The 17,427-nt window shown below is 50.3% G+C and carries 15 protein-coding genes; 10 read left to right on the forward strand and 5 right to left on the reverse strand.

The window, feature by feature from the left end; translation table 11 throughout:
* Positions 1-51 precede the first annotated feature (51 nt).
* From ACORNT_RS04575 to ACORNT_RS04600, 6 genes are all read left to right on the forward strand, one after another.
* Positions 52-390, forward strand: coding sequence for a hypothetical protein (locus ACORNT_RS04575; RefSeq protein WP_321395938.1), 339 nt, complete (start codon positions 52-54; stop codon positions 388-390).
* Between the two features lie 495 nt (positions 391-885).
* The gene (locus ACORNT_RS04580) at positions 886-1,485 is read left to right on the forward strand and encodes a carboxymuconolactone decarboxylase family protein (RefSeq protein WP_321395941.1); all 600 of its coding nucleotides are present in this window, start codon (positions 886-888) and stop codon (positions 1,483-1,485) included.
* A gap of 18 nt (positions 1,486-1,503) precedes the next feature.
* Positions 1,504-3,429, forward strand: coding sequence for a pyrroloquinoline quinone-dependent dehydrogenase (locus ACORNT_RS04585; RefSeq protein ID WP_321395943.1), 1,926 nt, complete (start codon positions 1,504-1,506; stop codon positions 3,427-3,429).
* Between the two features lie 168 nt (positions 3,430-3,597).
* Entirely contained in the window at positions 3,598-4,872 is a 1,275-nt protein-coding gene (locus ACORNT_RS04590) for a cytochrome P450 (protein WP_321395945.1), read from the forward strand.
* Positions 4,873-4,989: 117 nt separating this feature from the next.
* Positions 4,990-5,307, forward strand: a complete 318-nt coding sequence (locus ACORNT_RS04595) for a 2Fe-2S iron-sulfur cluster-binding protein (RefSeq protein ID WP_321395948.1) — start codon at positions 4,990-4,992, stop codon at positions 5,305-5,307.
* Between the two features lie 125 nt (positions 5,308-5,432).
* Positions 5,433-6,008: a TetR/AcrR family transcriptional regulator gene (locus ACORNT_RS04600; protein WP_321395951.1), complete on the forward strand. Its 576-nt coding sequence runs from the start codon at positions 5,433-5,435 to the stop codon at positions 6,006-6,008.
* A 573-nt stretch (positions 6,009-6,581) separates the two neighbouring features.
* Here the strand turns inward: ACORNT_RS04600 and ACORNT_RS04605 are convergent.
* The 3 genes from ACORNT_RS04605 to ACORNT_RS04615 form a co-directional block, all read right to left on the reverse strand.
* A complete protein-coding gene (locus tag ACORNT_RS04605) occupies positions 6,582-7,133 on the reverse strand; it encodes a MarR family winged helix-turn-helix transcriptional regulator (RefSeq protein WP_321395954.1) in 552 nt (183 codons plus the stop codon).
* Positions 7,134-7,281: 148 nt separating this feature from the next.
* Positions 7,282-7,611 carry a 2Fe-2S iron-sulfur cluster-binding protein gene (locus ACORNT_RS04610; protein ID WP_321395957.1) on the reverse strand — a complete coding sequence of 110 codons (330 nt, stop codon included), beginning with the start codon at positions 7,609-7,611 and terminating at the stop codon, positions 7,282-7,284.
* Between the two features lie 10 nt (positions 7,612-7,621).
* Positions 7,622-8,845: a cytochrome P450 gene (locus ACORNT_RS04615; protein ID WP_321395959.1), complete on the reverse strand. Its 1,224-nt coding sequence runs from the start codon at positions 8,843-8,845 to the stop codon at positions 7,622-7,624.
* 1,561 nt (positions 8,846-10,406) lie between these two features.
* Between ACORNT_RS04615 and ACORNT_RS04620 the strand changes: the two genes are divergently transcribed.
* Positions 10,407-10,850 (forward strand): hypothetical protein, encoded by a 444-nt coding sequence (locus ACORNT_RS04620; RefSeq protein ID WP_321395962.1) that lies wholly within the window; start codon positions 10,407-10,409, stop codon positions 10,848-10,850.
* A 92-nt stretch (positions 10,851-10,942) separates the two neighbouring features.
* On the opposite strand, the gene ACORNT_RS04625 is transcribed toward ACORNT_RS04620, so the two are convergent.
* Positions 10,943-11,605 carry a response regulator transcription factor gene (locus tag ACORNT_RS04625; protein ID WP_321395965.1) on the reverse strand — a complete coding sequence of 221 codons (663 nt, stop codon included), beginning with the start codon at positions 11,603-11,605 and terminating at the stop codon, positions 10,943-10,945.
* Positions 11,602-13,515, reverse strand: a complete 1,914-nt coding sequence (locus ACORNT_RS04630) for an ATP-binding protein (RefSeq protein WP_321395968.1) — start codon at positions 13,513-13,515, stop codon at positions 11,602-11,604. Before ACORNT_RS04630 ends, ACORNT_RS04625 begins: the two co-directional genes overlap by 4 nt.
* A gap of 476 nt (positions 13,516-13,991) precedes the next feature.
* Between ACORNT_RS04630 and ACORNT_RS04635 the strand changes: the two genes are divergently transcribed.
* From ACORNT_RS04635 to ACORNT_RS04645, 3 genes are all read left to right on the forward strand, one after another.
* Positions 13,992-14,960 (forward strand): PEP-CTERM sorting domain-containing protein, encoded by a 969-nt coding sequence (locus tag ACORNT_RS04635; RefSeq protein ID WP_321395971.1) that lies wholly within the window; start codon positions 13,992-13,994, stop codon positions 14,958-14,960.
* Positions 14,961-15,026: 66 nt separating this feature from the next.
* Entirely contained in the window at positions 15,027-16,844 is a 1,818-nt protein-coding gene (locus tag ACORNT_RS04640; RefSeq protein ID WP_321395974.1) for a hypothetical protein, read from the forward strand.
* A 19-nt stretch (positions 16,845-16,863) separates the two neighbouring features.
* Entirely contained in the window at positions 16,864-17,397 is a 534-nt protein-coding gene (locus ACORNT_RS04645; protein ID WP_321395976.1) for a hypothetical protein, read from the forward strand.
* The last annotated feature ends 30 nt before the right edge of the window (positions 17,398-17,427 follow it).

The raw sequence follows: 17,427 nt of genomic DNA on the forward strand, positions 1-17,427 counted from the left end.
TTCACACCTCCCGCTTCCTGAAATTTAAATTTTTCCAAGTGAGACCGGACTATGATGAGGAAGACCCTCTTAACCACCCTTTTTTGGGTGGCGAGCCTGCCTGTAACTTCTTTTGCTGAGCTTTCTATCGAAGAAACACCGACTGTAAATAAACTGCCGGAGAGCTATCCGGCAGACTGGGTATTTGTTTCTGATGCCAGTTTTTACAGCATGGTGGCAGGGAAGGTTGTGTTGCTGGATGTGGGGGCGGACACACAACAGTATAAAAGTTCGATTGGCGCGGCCCTGATGGGTGGATTTCTTGAGTCAAACAATGGCAAAGAGCTTTATACGACCCAGACTTTCTATAGCCGGGGCACCATCGGGAATTACGGTGCGGAATTACGGTGACAGTAACCGAATTTAATCTTTGTCCCTCTTTGGGGAGAAGTCATGTCAACTTCCGTACAAATCCTGCCCCCGCAACCAATCATATGAAAAATATCTTTAAATTTCAGTTGGTTACGCATGCTGGATTCAGGGTTAAATATAATATCCAATAAAATCAATGTGTTAAGTTTGTAGGTTCAAATCACCTGCAACCAAAGAAACAAAAACACCTTGCTTTACTATTGCTGTGTATGGTGCTTGAGAAACCAGGAGCAATTCAGTCAGCCCAATGGCGTGTGAAAAATTAACCGCTTAAAGAGCTCTGTCCTGTCCATTTTTTAGGATAATTCCACTCATGTTGGGCATTGCACGGAACTAGTTCGGATTGATCTGGCTACATAGGTCAGCGTAATATATGGAATAATATACTCCATATATTGACAGGGGCGCTTTTCCAGTTTAGTAAATATGGAGTAAAGTATTCCATATAACGTTGATTAAGGGAAAGTGCGAAGAATGATGTCTAAAGACGAACTAAGAATTTCACCGCTGAAGAGATCTGAATGGACAGAGGGTGCGCGCGACGTTTTCGCAGTCCTGGGTGGACCCGAAGAACGGGAAAATGGACCGCGCTACAAAATTATATCCGTTCTCGCCAAGCATCCGCAGTTGATGCGCCCGTTTCTGGAGTATAACCGGCAACTACTGATGAATTCGGTTCTGCCTGGGCGGGAACGTGAGCTGATCATCCTCTATGTGGGATGGACCTGTAGATCGGCATATGAATGGCTGAGCCATGTTCGTGAGGGATTACGGTCGGGAGTTATCACGGAAGAGGATATTTCTGCCCTGAAGCAAGGGTCGGATTCCTCCCACTGGGCGGATTTCGAGCGAACTCTTCTGCGAGCAGTAGATCAACTGCGGGAAACTCATACACTTGATGACGACCTGTGGACGGCAATTTCCGAAAAGTTTGATGAAACGCAGATGTTGGAGTTCTTGTTTGCTGTCGGCAATTATATTTTAATGTCCGGGGTGGTGAATGCTCTGCGCATGCCGCTGGAAGAAGGGGCCGAAGGAGCAGAGCTGGTCATCAAGTATGGCGTACCTTCTTAGACAAGGCAGGAGGCTCACATGAAACCACAGACAATAAAATTTTTGAACCTGTTGACGATTGCCTGTTTGCTGCTGACGCCGGCCATTCTTCACGCGGAGGGGAGCGGACAAATTGACCCGACCGCAAAATATTCCCCTCTGTCACAGATCAACAAGGACACTGTGGGTGATCTGGAACTGGCCTGGGAATATCATACCGGCGATATCCCGCAGGAAGGTGCTTTTACGTCCTTCCAGGACCTGCCGACCCTGATCGATGGCAACCTGGTGATCTGCACCATCAACCGCCGCCTGATCGCGCTGGATCCGGCGACGGGTGAAGAACGCTGGACCTATGATCATGGATCGGAGCAGTTCTTCTCCCGCAAATGTCGCGGCGTGTCCCACTGGGTGGACAGTACCGCGCCGGGAGGAAGTCACTGCCGGACGCGCCTGATCCTCGGTACGCCGGATAACCGGCTGGTGGCAATCGATGCCAGAGACGGCAAACCCTGCACCGGTTTTGGCGACACTGGCGCGGTTCCGGTCCCGACCAGCCAACCCATGGAACAGCCGGGCGAACTTATCATCAGCGCCAATCCCGCTATCGTGAATGATGTGATTGTGGTCGGCAGTTTCATCGCGGACAACCAGCGGGTCAACATGCCCAGTGGAAGGGTTATGGCCTATAACGCCCGCACCGGCGAACATCTGTGGCAGTTTGATCCCATCCCCCGCGATCCGGCCGATCCGGCGATGAAAACCTGGGAAGGGGGAACCGATGGCATCGGCGCCGCCAATGTCTGGACCGACATGGCTGTGGATAACGACCTGGATCTGGTTTACCTGCCCACCTCGTCGGCTTCTGTGGATTTCTTCGGCGGCGACCGCCCGGGGGACAATGACTATTCCACCTCCATCGTCGCTTTGCGGGGGGGCACCGGCGAAGTGGTGTGGCATCACCAACTGGTACACCATAATATCTTCGATTACGACCTGCCGGCGCAGCCCATGCTGATTGATTTCCCTGTCGACGGCAAACTGGTCCCGGCGCTGGTGCAGCATACCAAAATGGGGCTGATTTTTGTCTTCGACCGCAAGACGGGCAAACCCTTGGTGCCGATTGTCGAACGTCCGGTGCCACAAACCGGCAAAGTAAAGGAAGAGGTTCTGTCTCCCACTCAACCTTTTCCGGACGGCATGCCGGTATTGATGCCCCAGGGATTCTCCCCGGAGGATGCCTGGGGTTTCACCTTCATTGACAGATGGAATTGCGAAGGCAAGATTGAGGAACTCAATTACGGCCCGATCTATACGCCGCCCAGCGAAAAGGGAACCCTGTTTTCTCCGGCGAATGGCGGTGGACCTAACTGGGGCAGCGGTGGCTATGATCCCGACAGCAAAATCATGGTGGTGCCGTCAAACCGGGTTCCGCTGATTGTCAAGCTGGTGCGCAAAGAGGGGGGAGAGGATAGCGGGACAGAAAAACAGTCTATTGAAACCCGCGGCTCCATGGTCTTCCCCAACAAGGGGGCTCCCTATAAGGCGGAGGTTTCGGCGCCATTGTCAAACTTTGGCGCGCCCTGTTCCGAACCGCCATGGGCGGCGCTGACGGCCGTGGATATGGAAAAGCGGCAAATTGTCTGGGAAGTGCCACTGGGCGATATCCGCAAGTTTGCACCCTTCTCCATGGAGATCGAACTGGGTACCCCGGGTGCCGGCGGTCCGCTGGTCACCGCCGGCGGGCTGGTGTTTATCGGTTATACGCTCGATGACGTTTTTCGCGCCTTTGACCTGCATACCGGTGAAGTGCTGTGGGAAACCGATCTGCCTGCCGCCGGGACGGCGGTGCCGGTGACCTATGAAGTGAACGGCGAGCAGTATGTGGTGATTCCCGCCGGCGGACACAGCATGTATGGCTCCACCATGGGGGACGCTGTGATGGCCTATAAACTTAAACACTGATTCCGGCAGACCACACAGTTCTCAAATAAAAGCACACTTCGGTTTGAAGTGTGCTTTTATTTTATGGCGTACAGTAATCCATAACTTGACAGGTTAAAAAAATGTCTCTATCTAATATATGGAGCATATTATTCCATAAGTAAGATGATTAAATTTCAGGAGACAGTCATGATGAAACAAGCTGATGAGATTGATTACTTCACAGATTACGAGGTACTTAAGGATCCCTATAAATATTTCGATGACCTGAGGGCGCTCGGCCCGGTTTTGCAACTGAAGAGCCGCGATATGGTGATGGTGACCGGATTTAAGGAATCTGTGGATGTATTGCTCAACACGGAAGACTTTTCCTCGGTCAACTGCGTGGTGCCGACGCAGCCTTTGCCCTTCGAGTTGGTGGGGGATGATATTTCTACGCAGATCGAGAAGCACTGGGATGAGTTCATACGCTCTGACATTCTGGTCAGTGCTGATGGCCAGAGACATAAAGCTTTTCGCTCGTTGATGACCGTTCTGTTCACGCCATCGCGACTGAAGTCCAACGAAGCCTATATGAATGAGTTGGCTGATAAGCTGGTTAGAGAAGTCGTCACCAAGGGAAGTTGTGAGTTGGTAAGAGACGTTGCGGTCCCCTATGTCACCCTTGTTATTGCCGATCTGCTCGGCATTCCCGATGAGGACCGTGAAACTTTCCGCCGGGAAATTGATTCAGGGCCGCCGATTGTCGGGGCCATTGAGGATTCCAGAAGCAAACGCCAGATTGAGCCTTTCGCGTTTATGGTGCCCTATTTTCAGCGCTATATCGAGGACAGAAGGGCAAACCCGCAGGATGATGTACTGACCGAATTCGCGACCGCGAGATATCCAGACGGGTCTCTGCCCGATCCTATCGATGTAATTAAAAACGCCACATTCCTGTTCGGAGCGGGTCAGGATACAAGCGCCAAACTTCTTGGCAACTCCATGAGGTATATTGTTCAGGATCCGGACCTGCAAAAAAGGCTGCGTGAGGATCGCAAGCTGATACCGGCTTTTCTGGAAGAGGTGTTGCGTCTTGAAGGGTCGACCAAGGCAACTTTCCGCCTGGCCAAGAGAAAAACAAAAATCGGTGATGTGGAGATTCCAGCCGGCAAGACGATCATTGTTGCCCTTGCAGCGGCCAACCGTGATCCGATGCGTTGGGAGAACCCTTCTGAATTCCAGCTGAAGCGGGAAAAAATTAAGGAACATCTCGCCTTCGGTCGCGGGGCACATACCTGTATCGGTAATCCATTGGCGCGAACGGAAATCCGGGTAATCCTTAATCACCTCTTTGATCAGACCTCAGATATCACGCTCTCGGAGAAGCATCACGGACCGGCCGGTCATCGCGATTTCAGCTACGAGCCCACCTATATCATTCGCGGTCTCGAGAACCTGAATATCGAATTTACACCCAAATAGGTCATGCATTACCGGGGCACCGACGGATAGGACTTCAAGACTACAGCCTTGTAATCCTGGATAGGTGCCCCGGTTAACCTGCAGTTTGAAGTTGTTTCTGTGAAATAGGAGAGAATTATGACAAAAATTTTTGTTACGTCCCGCGATGGTATTGAAGCGGAGATTGATGCCCAAAACAGCCTGACGTTGATGGAGGTCATTCGTGACGAGGGGCTTGAGTTGGAAGCCCTGTGCGGCGGTTGCCTGAGTTGTGCGACATGTCACGTCTATGTTGATCCTGAGTTCAAAGACAAGGTTGACGCGATGAGTGAAGACGAAGATATCCTGCTCGAGGAAACCGAAAATCGCGATCCTGCGACTTCACGTCTCTCTTGTCAGATTCGTATATCCGATAAATTGGAAGGTCTCAAGGTTACGGTAGCTCCGGAAGGATAACAGCTGGTTGCTTTCAACAGCCTATTCGGCTATGTTTTGGGACGATCCAGATGGCTACATATTCGCAGTATGTGGCCATCTTTCCCTTCACGTTATAAGCTACACTACTCACCAGATTGTACAATATGTCCCAGAAAATGTATCGACCTGAATTTTCCACAGCGACTGATGCGAGAGTGCTTCAAACGCGTAATGCGTTGCGGAAAGCACTGCTTGAACTCCTGGAAGAAAAGTCGATTGACAAGATCTCAGTTCGTGAGATCGTAGCGGCTGCCGGTGTCGGCTATAACACTTTTTTTCGTCATTATACTGACAAAGACTTCATCCTGCAGGACATAGCTGCAGAAGAGATCAGAAAACTGGTCTCGCTTTCTTCAGCCGTTATGGACACTGAAGATATCCAGTCAGCGTGTCTTGCCATGTGCAACCATGTTGCCAAGAATAAGAAACTTTGGAAAACGCTTTTAACTGGCGGCGCTGCGGAGACACTGCGCAAAGAGTTTATCCAGGCATCACGGGAAGTCGTCGAACCCCGGCCCCGTGATAAAGACTGGCTGCCATTGGATATCGCTATCATTCTGGTGACCAGCGGGATTTTTGAGTTGCTTGCCTGGTGGCTGGGTGAGAATGATCCACTGTCGGTGGAGCAGGTCGCAGAGATTTGCCGGAAAATAATTGTATCTCCGGTCATTGATTCCTAAAAATAGGTGGAATATTGAACTGCAACTGAGCCAGTCCCCGGTGGTTGGATAGTTTTCGCAGTGATTTAAGCTAAAGTTAGTGTCTTGGGTCTAGCCTATATTTACGCTGCGAGGTTGAGAAAGCCTGTGTATAGGTTGAGTTCAAATCCTACCCCCGCAACCAAAACGAACAAACCCAGCCCCGCGCTGGGTTTGTTCGTTTTAGTCATGCGTCGGTCAGAATTGAACCTACGGAGAAGTAGGGTTTAACCGAAGGCGCAGCGCTGAATGGCAACATGGACTGCGCTTTACCTTTCGAGGGGCGAAGGGGGCCATCACAGATGGTGGGGAAACAGTCCCGGTGGCTGTTTCCACATACCCCCGCCGGGTTCAGGAGGAGATCAAGGGTGTGGTGCGGACAGTGAGGGAACCGAACAACCCGGTCCCTTGAGGGACGATGGGTTCCGGCATAAGCTCGAAAGACAAGGAAAAGTAAAAGGCAGAAAGAGGAATTAATATGTCTCATACATTCACAAGACAAGTCCACACTGGCCAACAAGCGCCTAGTGGAAGAGTGTGGAACAATTCTCAAGGTTATTCATTTTGAGAGGAAATTTTTATTACATTCTGTCTCATCTGACGCATTACCCGGAGAAATATTTCAAGATCCTCAGGAGAGACGTCTTGAATAAGTTTTTCCTCCCGGCCCAGAGCCACCTCAAGAATACGATCATGGAGTTTGTACCCTTTAGTGTTGAGGCACCAGGCTTTTCGGCGAGAGTCCGTCTTCGAGGCCTTGAAAACCAGATAACCAAGTTTCTGAAGCTGGTTCAGGGCCCGACTGGCGGCGGCCTTGTCAATACCTATGACCTCGCAGATCCGGGCGGCGGGAATGCCGGGTTCAATGGCTAACATGGAGATGACCCGCCATTCTACAATCCCGATGCCAAATTTCTCAAGATAAAATTGGGATGCTCCTCGTGAAAGAACATTGTTCACCGAAGACAATAGGTAGGGAATATAGGTGGTGAGATCAACAACATCCTGTCCTTCCCGTTTCTTAACAGGGGAGGATATTCGTCCTTCAGGACAGTAAAGAATGGCAGGTGATGATGTGTTTTTGCTGCCCCCGATAGCTTTTTTCATTCTGAATTCCCTGCTTTCAACTGGCATCCATCGGAACGTTCAGTTGTATTGCGGTAATTTCTTTTATCGCTAAAAAAGCTATCGGTGCAAGAAGTTTATGGCGTGATATGTTGTTTGAGGGAGATAGAGACGGCCTGACAGGTCTAATTTACTCTCCAGCCACATGGACTACAATGCCATCTATCGTGGGGCAGGCGAGAAGCTGGCAAGCCAGTCGACTACCGGCCTGTTTTTCTGTTGCTGCAAATTCAAGCATTTCTTCTTCGGACTCTGAACGTTCGGGAAACCGGCTAATGTCCTTTTCATCAAGAACAATGTGACAGGTGGCGCAGGCCATAGCTCCGCCGCATTCTCCGATGATCCCGGGTATGCTGTTAGTAACAGCCACCTGCATCAGGTTCTCGCCTTCCTCAGCTTTTACCGGGTAGGATAATCCCTCCGGATCGACGAAGGTTATAGTGAATTTATCGTGTAACACAGTACGTACCTCAGTTATTGTTAAATGTGACTGGAAAGCTGCCCAGCGCATGGATGGCATTGTTGGGGCGCCATACAGCTTCACCAGCCGGCTCAATTGTGTCCACTTTGCGGGCTAGGGCAGTGAGTATAGCTTCAACTTCGCCTCGGGCTATATTTTGACCGACACAGCCATGGATGCCTGTACCAAAGGCAAGATGGCCTATAGGTTTGCGACCAACGTCGAACTTAGTAGCCTCGGGCCATTTGGTTTCATCCATATTTGCAGCACCCAGAACACAGATAATTTTTGTGCCTTCCCTGATTTTGACATCACTGACGGTTGTGTCTTGGTTCGCGGTGCGGCAGAATGAGTGAACGGGTGAGGTGAAGCGCAAGACTTCTTCAAACGTCTGTCGGGCAAGAGCTGGGTTTTCTTTCAGTAATGCGAACTGATCAGGATTATGTGCAAGACAATAGATACCACTTCCAATGCCTGTAACCGTTGTGTCTACACCCGCTGATAGAAGGGAGCGCACGAGCATGCCGGCTTCCTGTTCCGTGATCTCGCCTGCGTCGGCGGCCGAATAAATTTCGGCGCCCATACCATGTTTGGACAAATTGTCACGCTCACATTGTTCCATGATCCAGGACACAATTTCGGGGGCTCTGTCCATTGCTTTCCGGCGCAGCTTGTTATCAGGGCCAAGAGCGTTAAATACAGTTGCTCCGTAGTCGATAAGATATCTTTTATTGACTTCTTTGAGGCCTACAAAATCGGGAAATACGGATGTAGGGAAAACCTCCGCCATATCGGTGACGGCATCGAAAACTTCCCTTTTGAGAAGTTCATCGATCAAACTTTCTGCAGCCTTGCGGAAATTTTCCTTTAAGGCCGAGACGGCCTTCGGGGAGAGGACCCGGGAAAGAATCTTTCGTGTTTTGGTATGATCCGGTGGATCAGCTTCCAGAATTATACTCGGATCCCGCCAGGGTTTTTGTAGCTTGAAGTCATTAAGTCCAACTCCTCTTGATGAGACAAAGCGTTTCCAGTCAGAGAATACTTCCTTGACTTCCTGGTAACGCCCGCAGGCCAGAACGGAATATTTGGGAATATAGACAAAAGGGCCTTTCGCTATTAATTCCTCGTAGTATTCGCCCGGATTTTTGAGGATTTCCACATCATAGGGATCGATGTCCCAGACTGGAACATTATTAGGAGGACTTATTGCAAGGTGACCTTCGATTATTGTCATGGAATTCTCCCGGAAACGTAAAGTATGAGTTGATATATCAACAGATAACTTATCTGGCCGTGTTGAATTGTCAACACATTTTTCTGAGCGACAGAATTGTTGGATCGAAAATCCTGGAATTTTCTCATCTTGTTGCCATTCAGTTCTCTCGGTTTCTCTGAATAAATGAAACGATACAAAGACCCCTGCCTCTGAAGCTGCAGGCGGGGTTAAAACCTTCATCCTCGGGCTGAATTACGGTGACAGTAAGAATTACGGTGACAGTAACCGAATTATGAGTCCCTCCGCGCTCATGCGCTCTCCCCTTAATCCCCTTAATGCTCAGTCAGGGCTCTCGTTTATGATTCAGGAAAAAGGTTCAATCCAGGGGGCATCCAGCAGGGCGGGAAGCGGGCGGAGATCTTGAAAGTCTTGATGCTGGAGTAGCTAGTCAGTCGCGAAGGGGTTTTAGGCCGCCTACGGATGGTGGAAGAGCTGTAGGCAAAGGGCATGGCTGTCGGACATAGCCGCATCAGCCGCCTAAAGAGCACGGTCGTGTCCACTTTTTTTAGACAAGTCCATATTTTATATGATTAACGGGTCAGATGTATGTGGGGTCGTTTTTTTGCTCCGTTCAGGATCGGAAACTATCCTCCAAAAATGACAGTAGTCTATATGGCATTACCTTTGAAGAGGTTGCGGGGACAGGGGATGTCGCCATGTTGCGAAGCTCATTCAAAAAGTGCGCGCGCTGAAACAGTCCCTCTACCTCGCTTTTCCGCTTGTGCCAGTCTGCAACCTGGTCAGCGCACAGAGTAGATCTCAGGTGCAGGAGGACCCAGAGATGCCCGGCCCCGGGAACGACTGTGAATTCGCTGTCCGGGATGGCTTTGCTCAGGAACCGAAATGGGCCGACCGCATATATGAATCAATGGGGTCAGAGTCGTTTGATTTAAGGCAGGTAGCCAAAAGGTGCCGCCTTTTGAACCCCGGAGCGGTACGGGCTCGGCGATGTGAAGATGAAGCCCTGTAGGCCGATTAGAATGTGAGCTTCCACTTGCTGGAAAATACGACAACCCCCGTATAAACCCGGCCCTTGATTTAAACTATAGTCGTTAGATTCATGCGGCTAATGCAAAGTGACTGCATCCGTAGTTGCAGGCCCCCGCAACCAAGAAAATAGAAAAAGACTAATAAATTCAATGTGGTATATATTTGGACAATTTGAGGAAAAATATAATATTTAATATAATCAACGTGTTGTGTTTGTAGGTTCAAATCACACGCAACCAACAAAAACATAATTCTACCTGATAAAATATATATGCAACTATGGCTAGTGCATTGGGTGCAAAAAAGGCGTTCAATAGTAACTGATTAATTTGATTTGAAATTTACAGTTAACTTATAATTGTTTAGGCTGCAACATCGTCAGAAATTAAACTAAAGGCGACATTCTATAGCAACCTATACTCATCGATATTCTTTTCTTACCAGCGAGCGCACTTATATTGCTGCGCACGATGCATTAACTTGGCATGAGGAAGGGGAAGAAGAAAGGTCACTAAATTATAAGGATATTTTGTCTGTTGAAGGACAATTCCAGCCCTCCAGGGTGCAATCAAATAGATACCGTCTTCGAATAAAGAGCCGAAAAAACGATAGAATTGATATTACTAATACGTCTTATATAGGAATTGGGGACTTTAAGGAAAATAACGAAACTTACATTTCCTTTGTGAAAGAACTTCATCAGAAAATGATGACGCAAAACCCGAATATCATATTCAAAAGTGGTATTAGTCCTGCGGGATATTATCTCTCAATTCTTATGGCTGTATTGTTGCTAATTGTTTTGGTAGCTGCCGGATATTTTTTCTTTAGCCAGGGTATGATCGCCGTTGTGTTTATCAAGGCGGTATTCATTATTTTTTATTATCCTTCGCTTATTCGTTATATTCAGAAAAACAAGCCCGGTTTCTATGACCCCATTGTATTGACTCCAGATATAATACCGGAGATTTAGGTGATAACCTGTCATGGAGATTCAGGGGCTGTTCTTGCGCCACTTCACAGGCTACTCAGTTTTAAGCATTTCGTTGTAATTGAAGAGTTGAGTTACGTTTTCTCACGGGTGGGTCCAGTGTTTGACAAAAGACCAAGCTGAGTGGCATGCCAGGAAGCCTCGGCCCGGGAGGAAATGCCCAGTTTGCGATAAACGGCCTTGATATGACTGGCGACAGTGGATTCCGCCAGCTCCAGGCTGCGGGCGACGTCACTGTTCCGCAAACCCTTTCCAATAAGAGCGAGTACATCCAGCTCCCGGGCTGTAAGCCTTCCTTCTGGCTGCGCGGAGGGGCCGGTAAGCCGAAAATGCTCCATGATCCTCCGGGCGATGGATGGAGAGAGCGCCGGAATTTCCTCTGACAGCTGTTTTAACTGCCTCGAGATCATATCCGGCGGTTGATCCTTGAGCAGATACCCCTGCGCACCGGCCGCAAGGGCCGCCACGATATGTGCATCGTCTCCCATGGCTGTAGTGATGACACACAGTGTATCAGAACGCCTGAGCTTCAGATATCTCAGTACTTCGAGCCCGGACCCGTCTGGCAAGCCCAGGTCGATCAGAGCAAGGTCAAAAGTCTCCTGTACGGCTACCGCAATAGCCCGGCGCATATCCGTCGCTTCGGTAACTTTACATTCCGGAAAGGCGGCCCGGGCAATTTCCTTCAGCCATTCCCGGCTTTCTGCAATATCTTCAACAATCAGAATATTTTTCATGCCAGCCGGCCCTCCCTGGAATAGGGCAGGCGTATATTCAGGATCAGGCCTGTGGGACTTTCAGGAAAGCTTATTGTTCCCCCGAGGCGGGTGACGCGCGCCTGCATATTTCCGAGACCATTGCCATTATGTCCCGGCACCTGCACCAGCCCCCGGCCGTCATCCCGGATCTCCAGGGAGATAACACCGTTGCCATAGCCAAGTGTCACCGTCGCGCTTCCGGCCCCGGCATGTTTCAGGATATTACTTGTCGCTTCCCGAATGATCGAGCGCAAACCATGTGCAAGTTGGGGGAAAAGAGGCGGTGATTGATCTACCTCGACCGACCACTCCAGTTCAATATCTGCTGCGGCTAGTCTTTCCGCTGTTTCCATTCTGATGTCAGCAAGGGCCTCTTCAAATGTCAGCGCCTGTCGGGAATGGTCGTTGATTATGTCCCGAAGATCGGACAGTGTTTCGCGGACCAGGGCATCCTTCCGCTCCGCATTTCTGTTATGGAGTACCGACATCAGTTGCGCGCCTATATTGTCATGCATGTCGCGGGCTATTCTCTGCCTTTCCTCTGCCACACCCTGCTCATAGGCATTCCGACTGTTTTCCACATATGTCATCAACTGATATAATTGTCGGGCGATATTCACATGGAGAGTTCCAAAAAGTCCGCGACCGTTCCAGGGGGATCGCAGCAAGACCCCCGGCAAGGTGGAAATTGCCGGGATGGCGAGTTCAAGGCCGTTCTGCCGGATTTCCGGTTCCAGAGGGGAGGGAGTGAGGATTTGCCACTCCAGCGGTTCAAATAGACGCCGTACCAGCTTTATCCACTGATCTGCTCTTTTGTTGTCGGTGGTTTCAAAAGCTACATCAATAACCGCGTGAAAAATCTCGTGGTCTTCCAGCGAACTGCGCCGCACGAAAATGCGCCACAGTTTCTCTCTGAAGGGCAAATACAGGAAGCCGACGATCAGAAGCGAAAACCCGAGGGCCGGAAAACGATCCATGGAAATGACATAAACCAGCACAGTATCCAGGGCCACGAGTACGAAAACACCCGCCATATAAAACAGAATACGGAATCCCCATTCCCCAATATCAAACAGCCTGTACCGCCTGAGACCGGCTGCCAGGCCAAGATAGATCACAAGAAAGAACAGAAAGGCGTAGCCTTGCTCAATAAACACCTCGCCGCCCAGAAGCAAGGGTGTGACGGTAAGAGCGATAAAGGCGCCGGCGCCGACAAACACCGACAACCCGAACCATGTCAGCGTCGCGCGTTCTTCCGGGCGGTTTCCTGTACTGAAATACTGGATTGCAATAACCAGGCAAATACCGATCATTTCGGACAACATGATCAGATTTGCGCCCAGCGCAGCGGGCACCATCCCGAGGGTTGCAAACAGGCTCCAGAGGCTGAAAATAACGACCGATGTTACCAGGAAAAATTTCCAGCCTTTCAGGCGCACCGGATAAATCAGAAACAGGCCGATCATGGCCATTCCAAAGGAGTAGGCTCCTATCAGGTTTATTGCACTGAGAGTCTGAAAAACGGAAGCCGGTAATGCAAGTACACGGGTACTGTATATTGCGGCCGCCAGTGCAGACACCAGTATGGAGACTCCGCTTATGGCAAAGAAATTGGAGTCAAGTCGGTCCGGACGAAGAGCCCACACCCATCCCGAAATAACCAATGCCCCAAAGCCGGCGAACAGCTGGGCCCAGAATATGGCGGGCAGGCTCCAGAAGGTGCGTGGTTTTGGCTCAATGCTCAAGCGTTGTTCAGAAGTTTCGATGATAACGACGTCAGACGAGAGTATTTTTGCAAGCCTGTCCTGACGTTGATAAAATCGGGTGAGCATTTCATCGTCAATCAACTCGCTGGGCTCCGGCACCTGATCAAGAGCTTCCAGTGTCATGGAATCCGGTCCGGCACTTACAACTGCTCCTGGCTGGAGAGCAAATGGAAGTTCCAGGCCAGGTTGTTTGAGCGCATACCAAATGACGCCTGACAACACAATTAAACCAGCGACAAAGACCAGAAAGAGCCGAGCGAAAGGTGTCGCTGGTAAAGCACTTCTAACCATATAAATACCCTCTTCCACACCGCCCCAAGAATACTCTGTCAGTAAGTCTTATTACAATAATATTCTGTTATCCGAAACTATATACGCCCTGCATCCTGACTTCCCATATCCCCGGAACAGGGGATATTAAACTTATCCCCATTTTTATAGTCTTGAGTCGGAGAGTATTGATTAGTGGGGAAAGTTACCAGCATCATATTACGGCTATGGGGCACTTCCTTTTAAACAACAGATATTATTCCGGCCGGTTTTCGGACCGGCAGACAGACAATTTTATGTGACTATATTTAATTTACTGGAGGGTAAAAATGTTACCTGCTTATGTTATAGAAAAAATCAATTTTATGAGCGGCAATATGGCCGCAACGGCTCTTTGCACAGTGATGGGGCTTGTGTCTCTTAATGCCATGCAGGCCGAGGCTTCCATTATTGAGATAAAAATGTCATCGCCGGTATTCAGCGTCGGGAATGCACCCTATATGAGTGGCAATCCATATGTAAATCCGGGTGATGTGGCTCATTTCACAATACAGTATGATACGGATACAGCGGTTTCCGGAACGCAGGAATTCGCCGCCAGTTCGACCGCCTATTATAATGGTGCAGTTACCTATTTCGGTTTTGATTTGGAACGTGCTGGAAGCACAGTCTACAGCGGCAGCACGTCTGGACATTTTGGTCGCCTGAAGGTGACAAATGACAAACCACTGGCAGGCCCCCTTTATACGGATTTTATGATCATCGATCTCTTTACCGATGACGACCGCTATAATTTTCATGGTACTGCTCCCCGGGATCCGGCTCTTACCGAAATGCCTCCGTTGCCCCTGCTTGCAAGCGGGGATGCTGCAAATGGCGATATATTATTCGAGGACTTCAAACTTAACTTATTTTCTGCGACCAGAGATTTATGGCCGGATACCAATCTCCCGGATATAGACGATCTGGCTGGCACCCCTTTTGTTTCCAAGTTTGGCAATACTCCATGGGGAGCACACGCGATATACCCCGATTCAAGTAATCCATTTTTCTCACAAATCGGTTTTGGGTTTGGGGCGGAGACACCTCGGGATGATTCTCCGACTGGGTTGACCTATAGCATACGTGAGGTCTCAGGCGGCGGTCAGACCGGAGGTGGCGACCAGACCGGCGGTGGCCAGGGAGGCGGTCAGCAGCCCGGTGACGTTACTACGGTGCCGGAACCCGGTTCGCTCGCGCTTCTTGGCCTGGGTGCAGTGGGCTTTGGCCTGCGCCGCCGCAGGAACAGGTTCCTTTAAAATGTCCTCACAACCAGCTTCTTTTTATGTCAGGAAAAGAGGCCGGTTTCAATTCAGGAGATAAAAATGTTTCTTACCCGTCTGCGTCTGCCTCATTTTCTCCTGATGTTTGTTTTTCTTGGGGTAAGCCAGATCGGTTATGCAGCAGAGAAAATTCCTCTCGGCCACGAAGGCAGGAGGGACAGCGCGGTTTTCAACGGTCACCAGAATATGCCTGTTGTCCTCTATGGTGTCGCCATCAAGTGGAACAGCGGTTGTTTGAAGGGAAAAACTGACAAATGCCTCCGGCTTGCCCGGGCCTTCGAAATTGGTGAAGGCGACCTGAAGCTGGAGATACGCACTGCCCTTGGCTATTACCTGGAGGCCTGCAAAAAAGGGGCCGGCGAAGGTTGCAGCCGGGCCGCAGAGATTATCCGCGCCGGAGATGCCGGTTTCACAGATGAAAAACTGACTCGCGAGACGGCGCAAAGGGGATGTAACGACCTTGATGATCAGACGTCCTGTGCCAGACTTGCCGAAAGCCTCGCCTCGACCAGTTCAGATGAAAACAGGTCACGAGCCGAACAGTTGATTGAGCGCGCCTGCCAGAAAGGCAACAGCGAAGGATGCCGCCTGAAGGCGGTCGCTTTGTTTTATGACCGCAACAATGCGGAATCTCCCGCTGAGGCCGTCGAGCTTTTCACCAAATTCTGCAAGAAAAAACAGGCTTGGGGGTGCACCGGACTGGCGGAAGCCCGGGACAAGGGCCGGGGGGTAAAAGCTGATCCCAAAAAGGCCAGCGCGGCGGCCCGGAAAGGCTGCCTCGAGGCCGAGGGAAATACAATCCCGGCCTGCGCTCTTTACGGTCGTTACCTCGTTGAAGACAATTCAGAGGAAAAGATATCCCAGGGTGTCAAGATTCTGGCCAAGGCCTGTCTGGCGGGAGATGCCTTTGCCTGTAATGATGCGGGGGAGCTGGGCTGGAAACAAGGTGCCGGCAACGGTCTCGCCCTTTGGGAAATCCCGCTTTATTTCCGTGATGCCTGTGATATGGATCTGGCCGAGGGATGTCTCAATCTTTCCGCTGTCTATAAAAACGGCTTCAATAATGTTTCGCAGGATGATGCTGCCATGATCGCGCTGCTTGATAAAGCCTGCGCTCTGGGAAGCTCCGAAGCATGCGGCAAGGTTGAAGCTTTTGGAAAAATGGCGAAAATATATCGCAGAAGAACTCAGCCAATTGATCCTTCGCTTCCGGCCAAACAACAGCTGTCTCATGCAATTCAAATCATAGACCATGGAAAAGGCCGGGCTCAGAAAAATCGTTCCCTGGATACTGTGGTGCGTTTAATGCACGAAGGCGTGGCAGAAGCAGAATGGGTACTGGCTGGCTGGCTTTATTACGGCAAACCCGGGCTCATTGACCAGATCAACAAGTCCGACGGGTTCATCCTGTTCGAAAACGCCGCCAGGCAACAACATGTGGAAGCCGCGAAATGGGTTGGCATGGCTTATTGGTATGGAGACGGTGTGCCCCTTGATCGCCAGAAAGGGAAAGGTTATATGGCGCTTGCTGCTGCCAGGGGCGATGAAATGGCCATTGCCATTTATCGCTCCATGGAGGCGCAGAAAATCCGTGATAATAAAGCCCGCAGGGCAAAGGAAATGGCCGAGGCCGCCGAACGGCGCAAAAATGACTGGGCCTATCAGTTTGGACTGGCCGCCGCCGCCTGGGCAGAAGGACGGCGCAATACGCCATATTCTTACGGTGGAGGGTCCGGGCGCCTGGCCAGTGAAAGCTGGCGGAGAAGTCAGCAGGCGCTGGATAAACAAAACTGGAACAACGCCGTCAACTACACCGTAGGCAGAACAAGTGCCTGCCCCATGTCAAACCCCTATTGTTGATAAGTCTGGAGGAAGTCCGATGAATAAAATGAAATCTGCAATTTACGCCACCATCCTTTCCGCTGCCGTTGCGCTGCCGCACTGGAGCCTCGCCCAGCAAACGATGAATCTCAATTTTTCAACCAGCACTCCAAAAGGCGGCTGCATCATCGGTTTCAAGGGTGGAAATGCGCCCGGTACAGACAAACCGATGAAGCTGGAGTTTTCCTATCGTGTAAAGGATGGAAATCTGAACACGCAAATCAGTGTGAACGGCTGGCCGAAAGCGCAAAAGGAAGATCCGGAGCGTATTGTCCCGATGACAATGACACTGGACAGCGGCGAGAAAATTATTTCCAAGGACGGCGGATATTCCAGTGGTTTCAATGACCGCTACTGGGCGGCCTGGGGCAAGGAAAATTCTGCTGCGATTTTTGAAAAGATGAAGAATGTCAAAACTGTTCATATCGAAGGGGATGGTATGGATTTGGGTGATTTCGATCTGCAGGTGAAGGGGCTGGTTTATACCTGGATCAGCGGTTGTGCCGAAAGACAGAAAGCCGGCGGACAGTGATCAGCGGTCAGTAAATTCAGATCTGTCTTG

This window comes from Emcibacter sp., assembly GCF_963675455.1.
GTDB lineage: Bacteria > Pseudomonadota > Alphaproteobacteria > Sphingomonadales > Emcibacteraceae > Emcibacter.

Excerpts from the sequence above, each read along its gene's own strand:
- ACORNT_RS04575 (WP_321395938.1), top strand. The coding sequence starts at position 52 with ATGATGAGGAAGACCCTCTTAACCACCCTTTTTTGGGTGGCGAGCCTG.
- ACORNT_RS04580 (WP_321395941.1), top strand. The coding sequence starts at position 886 with ATGATGTCTAAAGACGAACTAAGAATTTCACCGCTGAAGAGATCTGAA.
- ACORNT_RS04585 (WP_321395943.1), top strand. The coding sequence starts at position 1,504 with ATGAAACCACAGACAATAAAATTTTTGAACCTGTTGACGATTGCCTGT.
- ACORNT_RS04590 (WP_321395945.1), top strand. The coding sequence starts at position 3,598 with ATGATGAAACAAGCTGATGAGATTGATTACTTCACAGATTACGAGGTA.
- ACORNT_RS04595 (WP_321395948.1), top strand. The coding sequence starts at position 4,990 with ATGACAAAAATTTTTGTTACGTCCCGCGATGGTATTGAAGCGGAGATT.
- ACORNT_RS04600 (WP_321395951.1), top strand. The coding sequence starts at position 5,433 with ATGTCCCAGAAAATGTATCGACCTGAATTTTCCACAGCGACTGATGCG.
- ACORNT_RS04605 (WP_321395954.1), bottom strand. The coding sequence starts at position 7,133 with ATGAAAAAAGCTATCGGGGGCAGCAAAAACACATCATCACCTGCCATT.
- ACORNT_RS04615 (WP_321395959.1), bottom strand. The coding sequence starts at position 8,845 with ATGACAATAATCGAAGGTCACCTTGCAATAAGTCCTCCTAATAATGTT.
- ACORNT_RS04625 (WP_321395965.1), bottom strand. The coding sequence starts at position 11,605 with ATGAAAAATATTCTGATTGTTGAAGATATTGCAGAAAGCCGGGAATGG.
- ACORNT_RS04630 (WP_321395968.1), bottom strand. The coding sequence starts at position 13,515 with ATGACACTGGAAGCTCTTGATCAGGTGCCGGAGCCCAGCGAGTTGATT.
- ACORNT_RS04635 (WP_321395971.1), top strand. The coding sequence starts at position 13,992 with ATGTTACCTGCTTATGTTATAGAAAAAATCAATTTTATGAGCGGCAAT.
- ACORNT_RS04640 (WP_321395974.1), top strand. The coding sequence starts at position 15,027 with ATGTTTCTTACCCGTCTGCGTCTGCCTCATTTTCTCCTGATGTTTGTT.
- ACORNT_RS04645 (WP_321395976.1), top strand. The coding sequence starts at position 16,864 with ATGAATAAAATGAAATCTGCAATTTACGCCACCATCCTTTCCGCTGCC.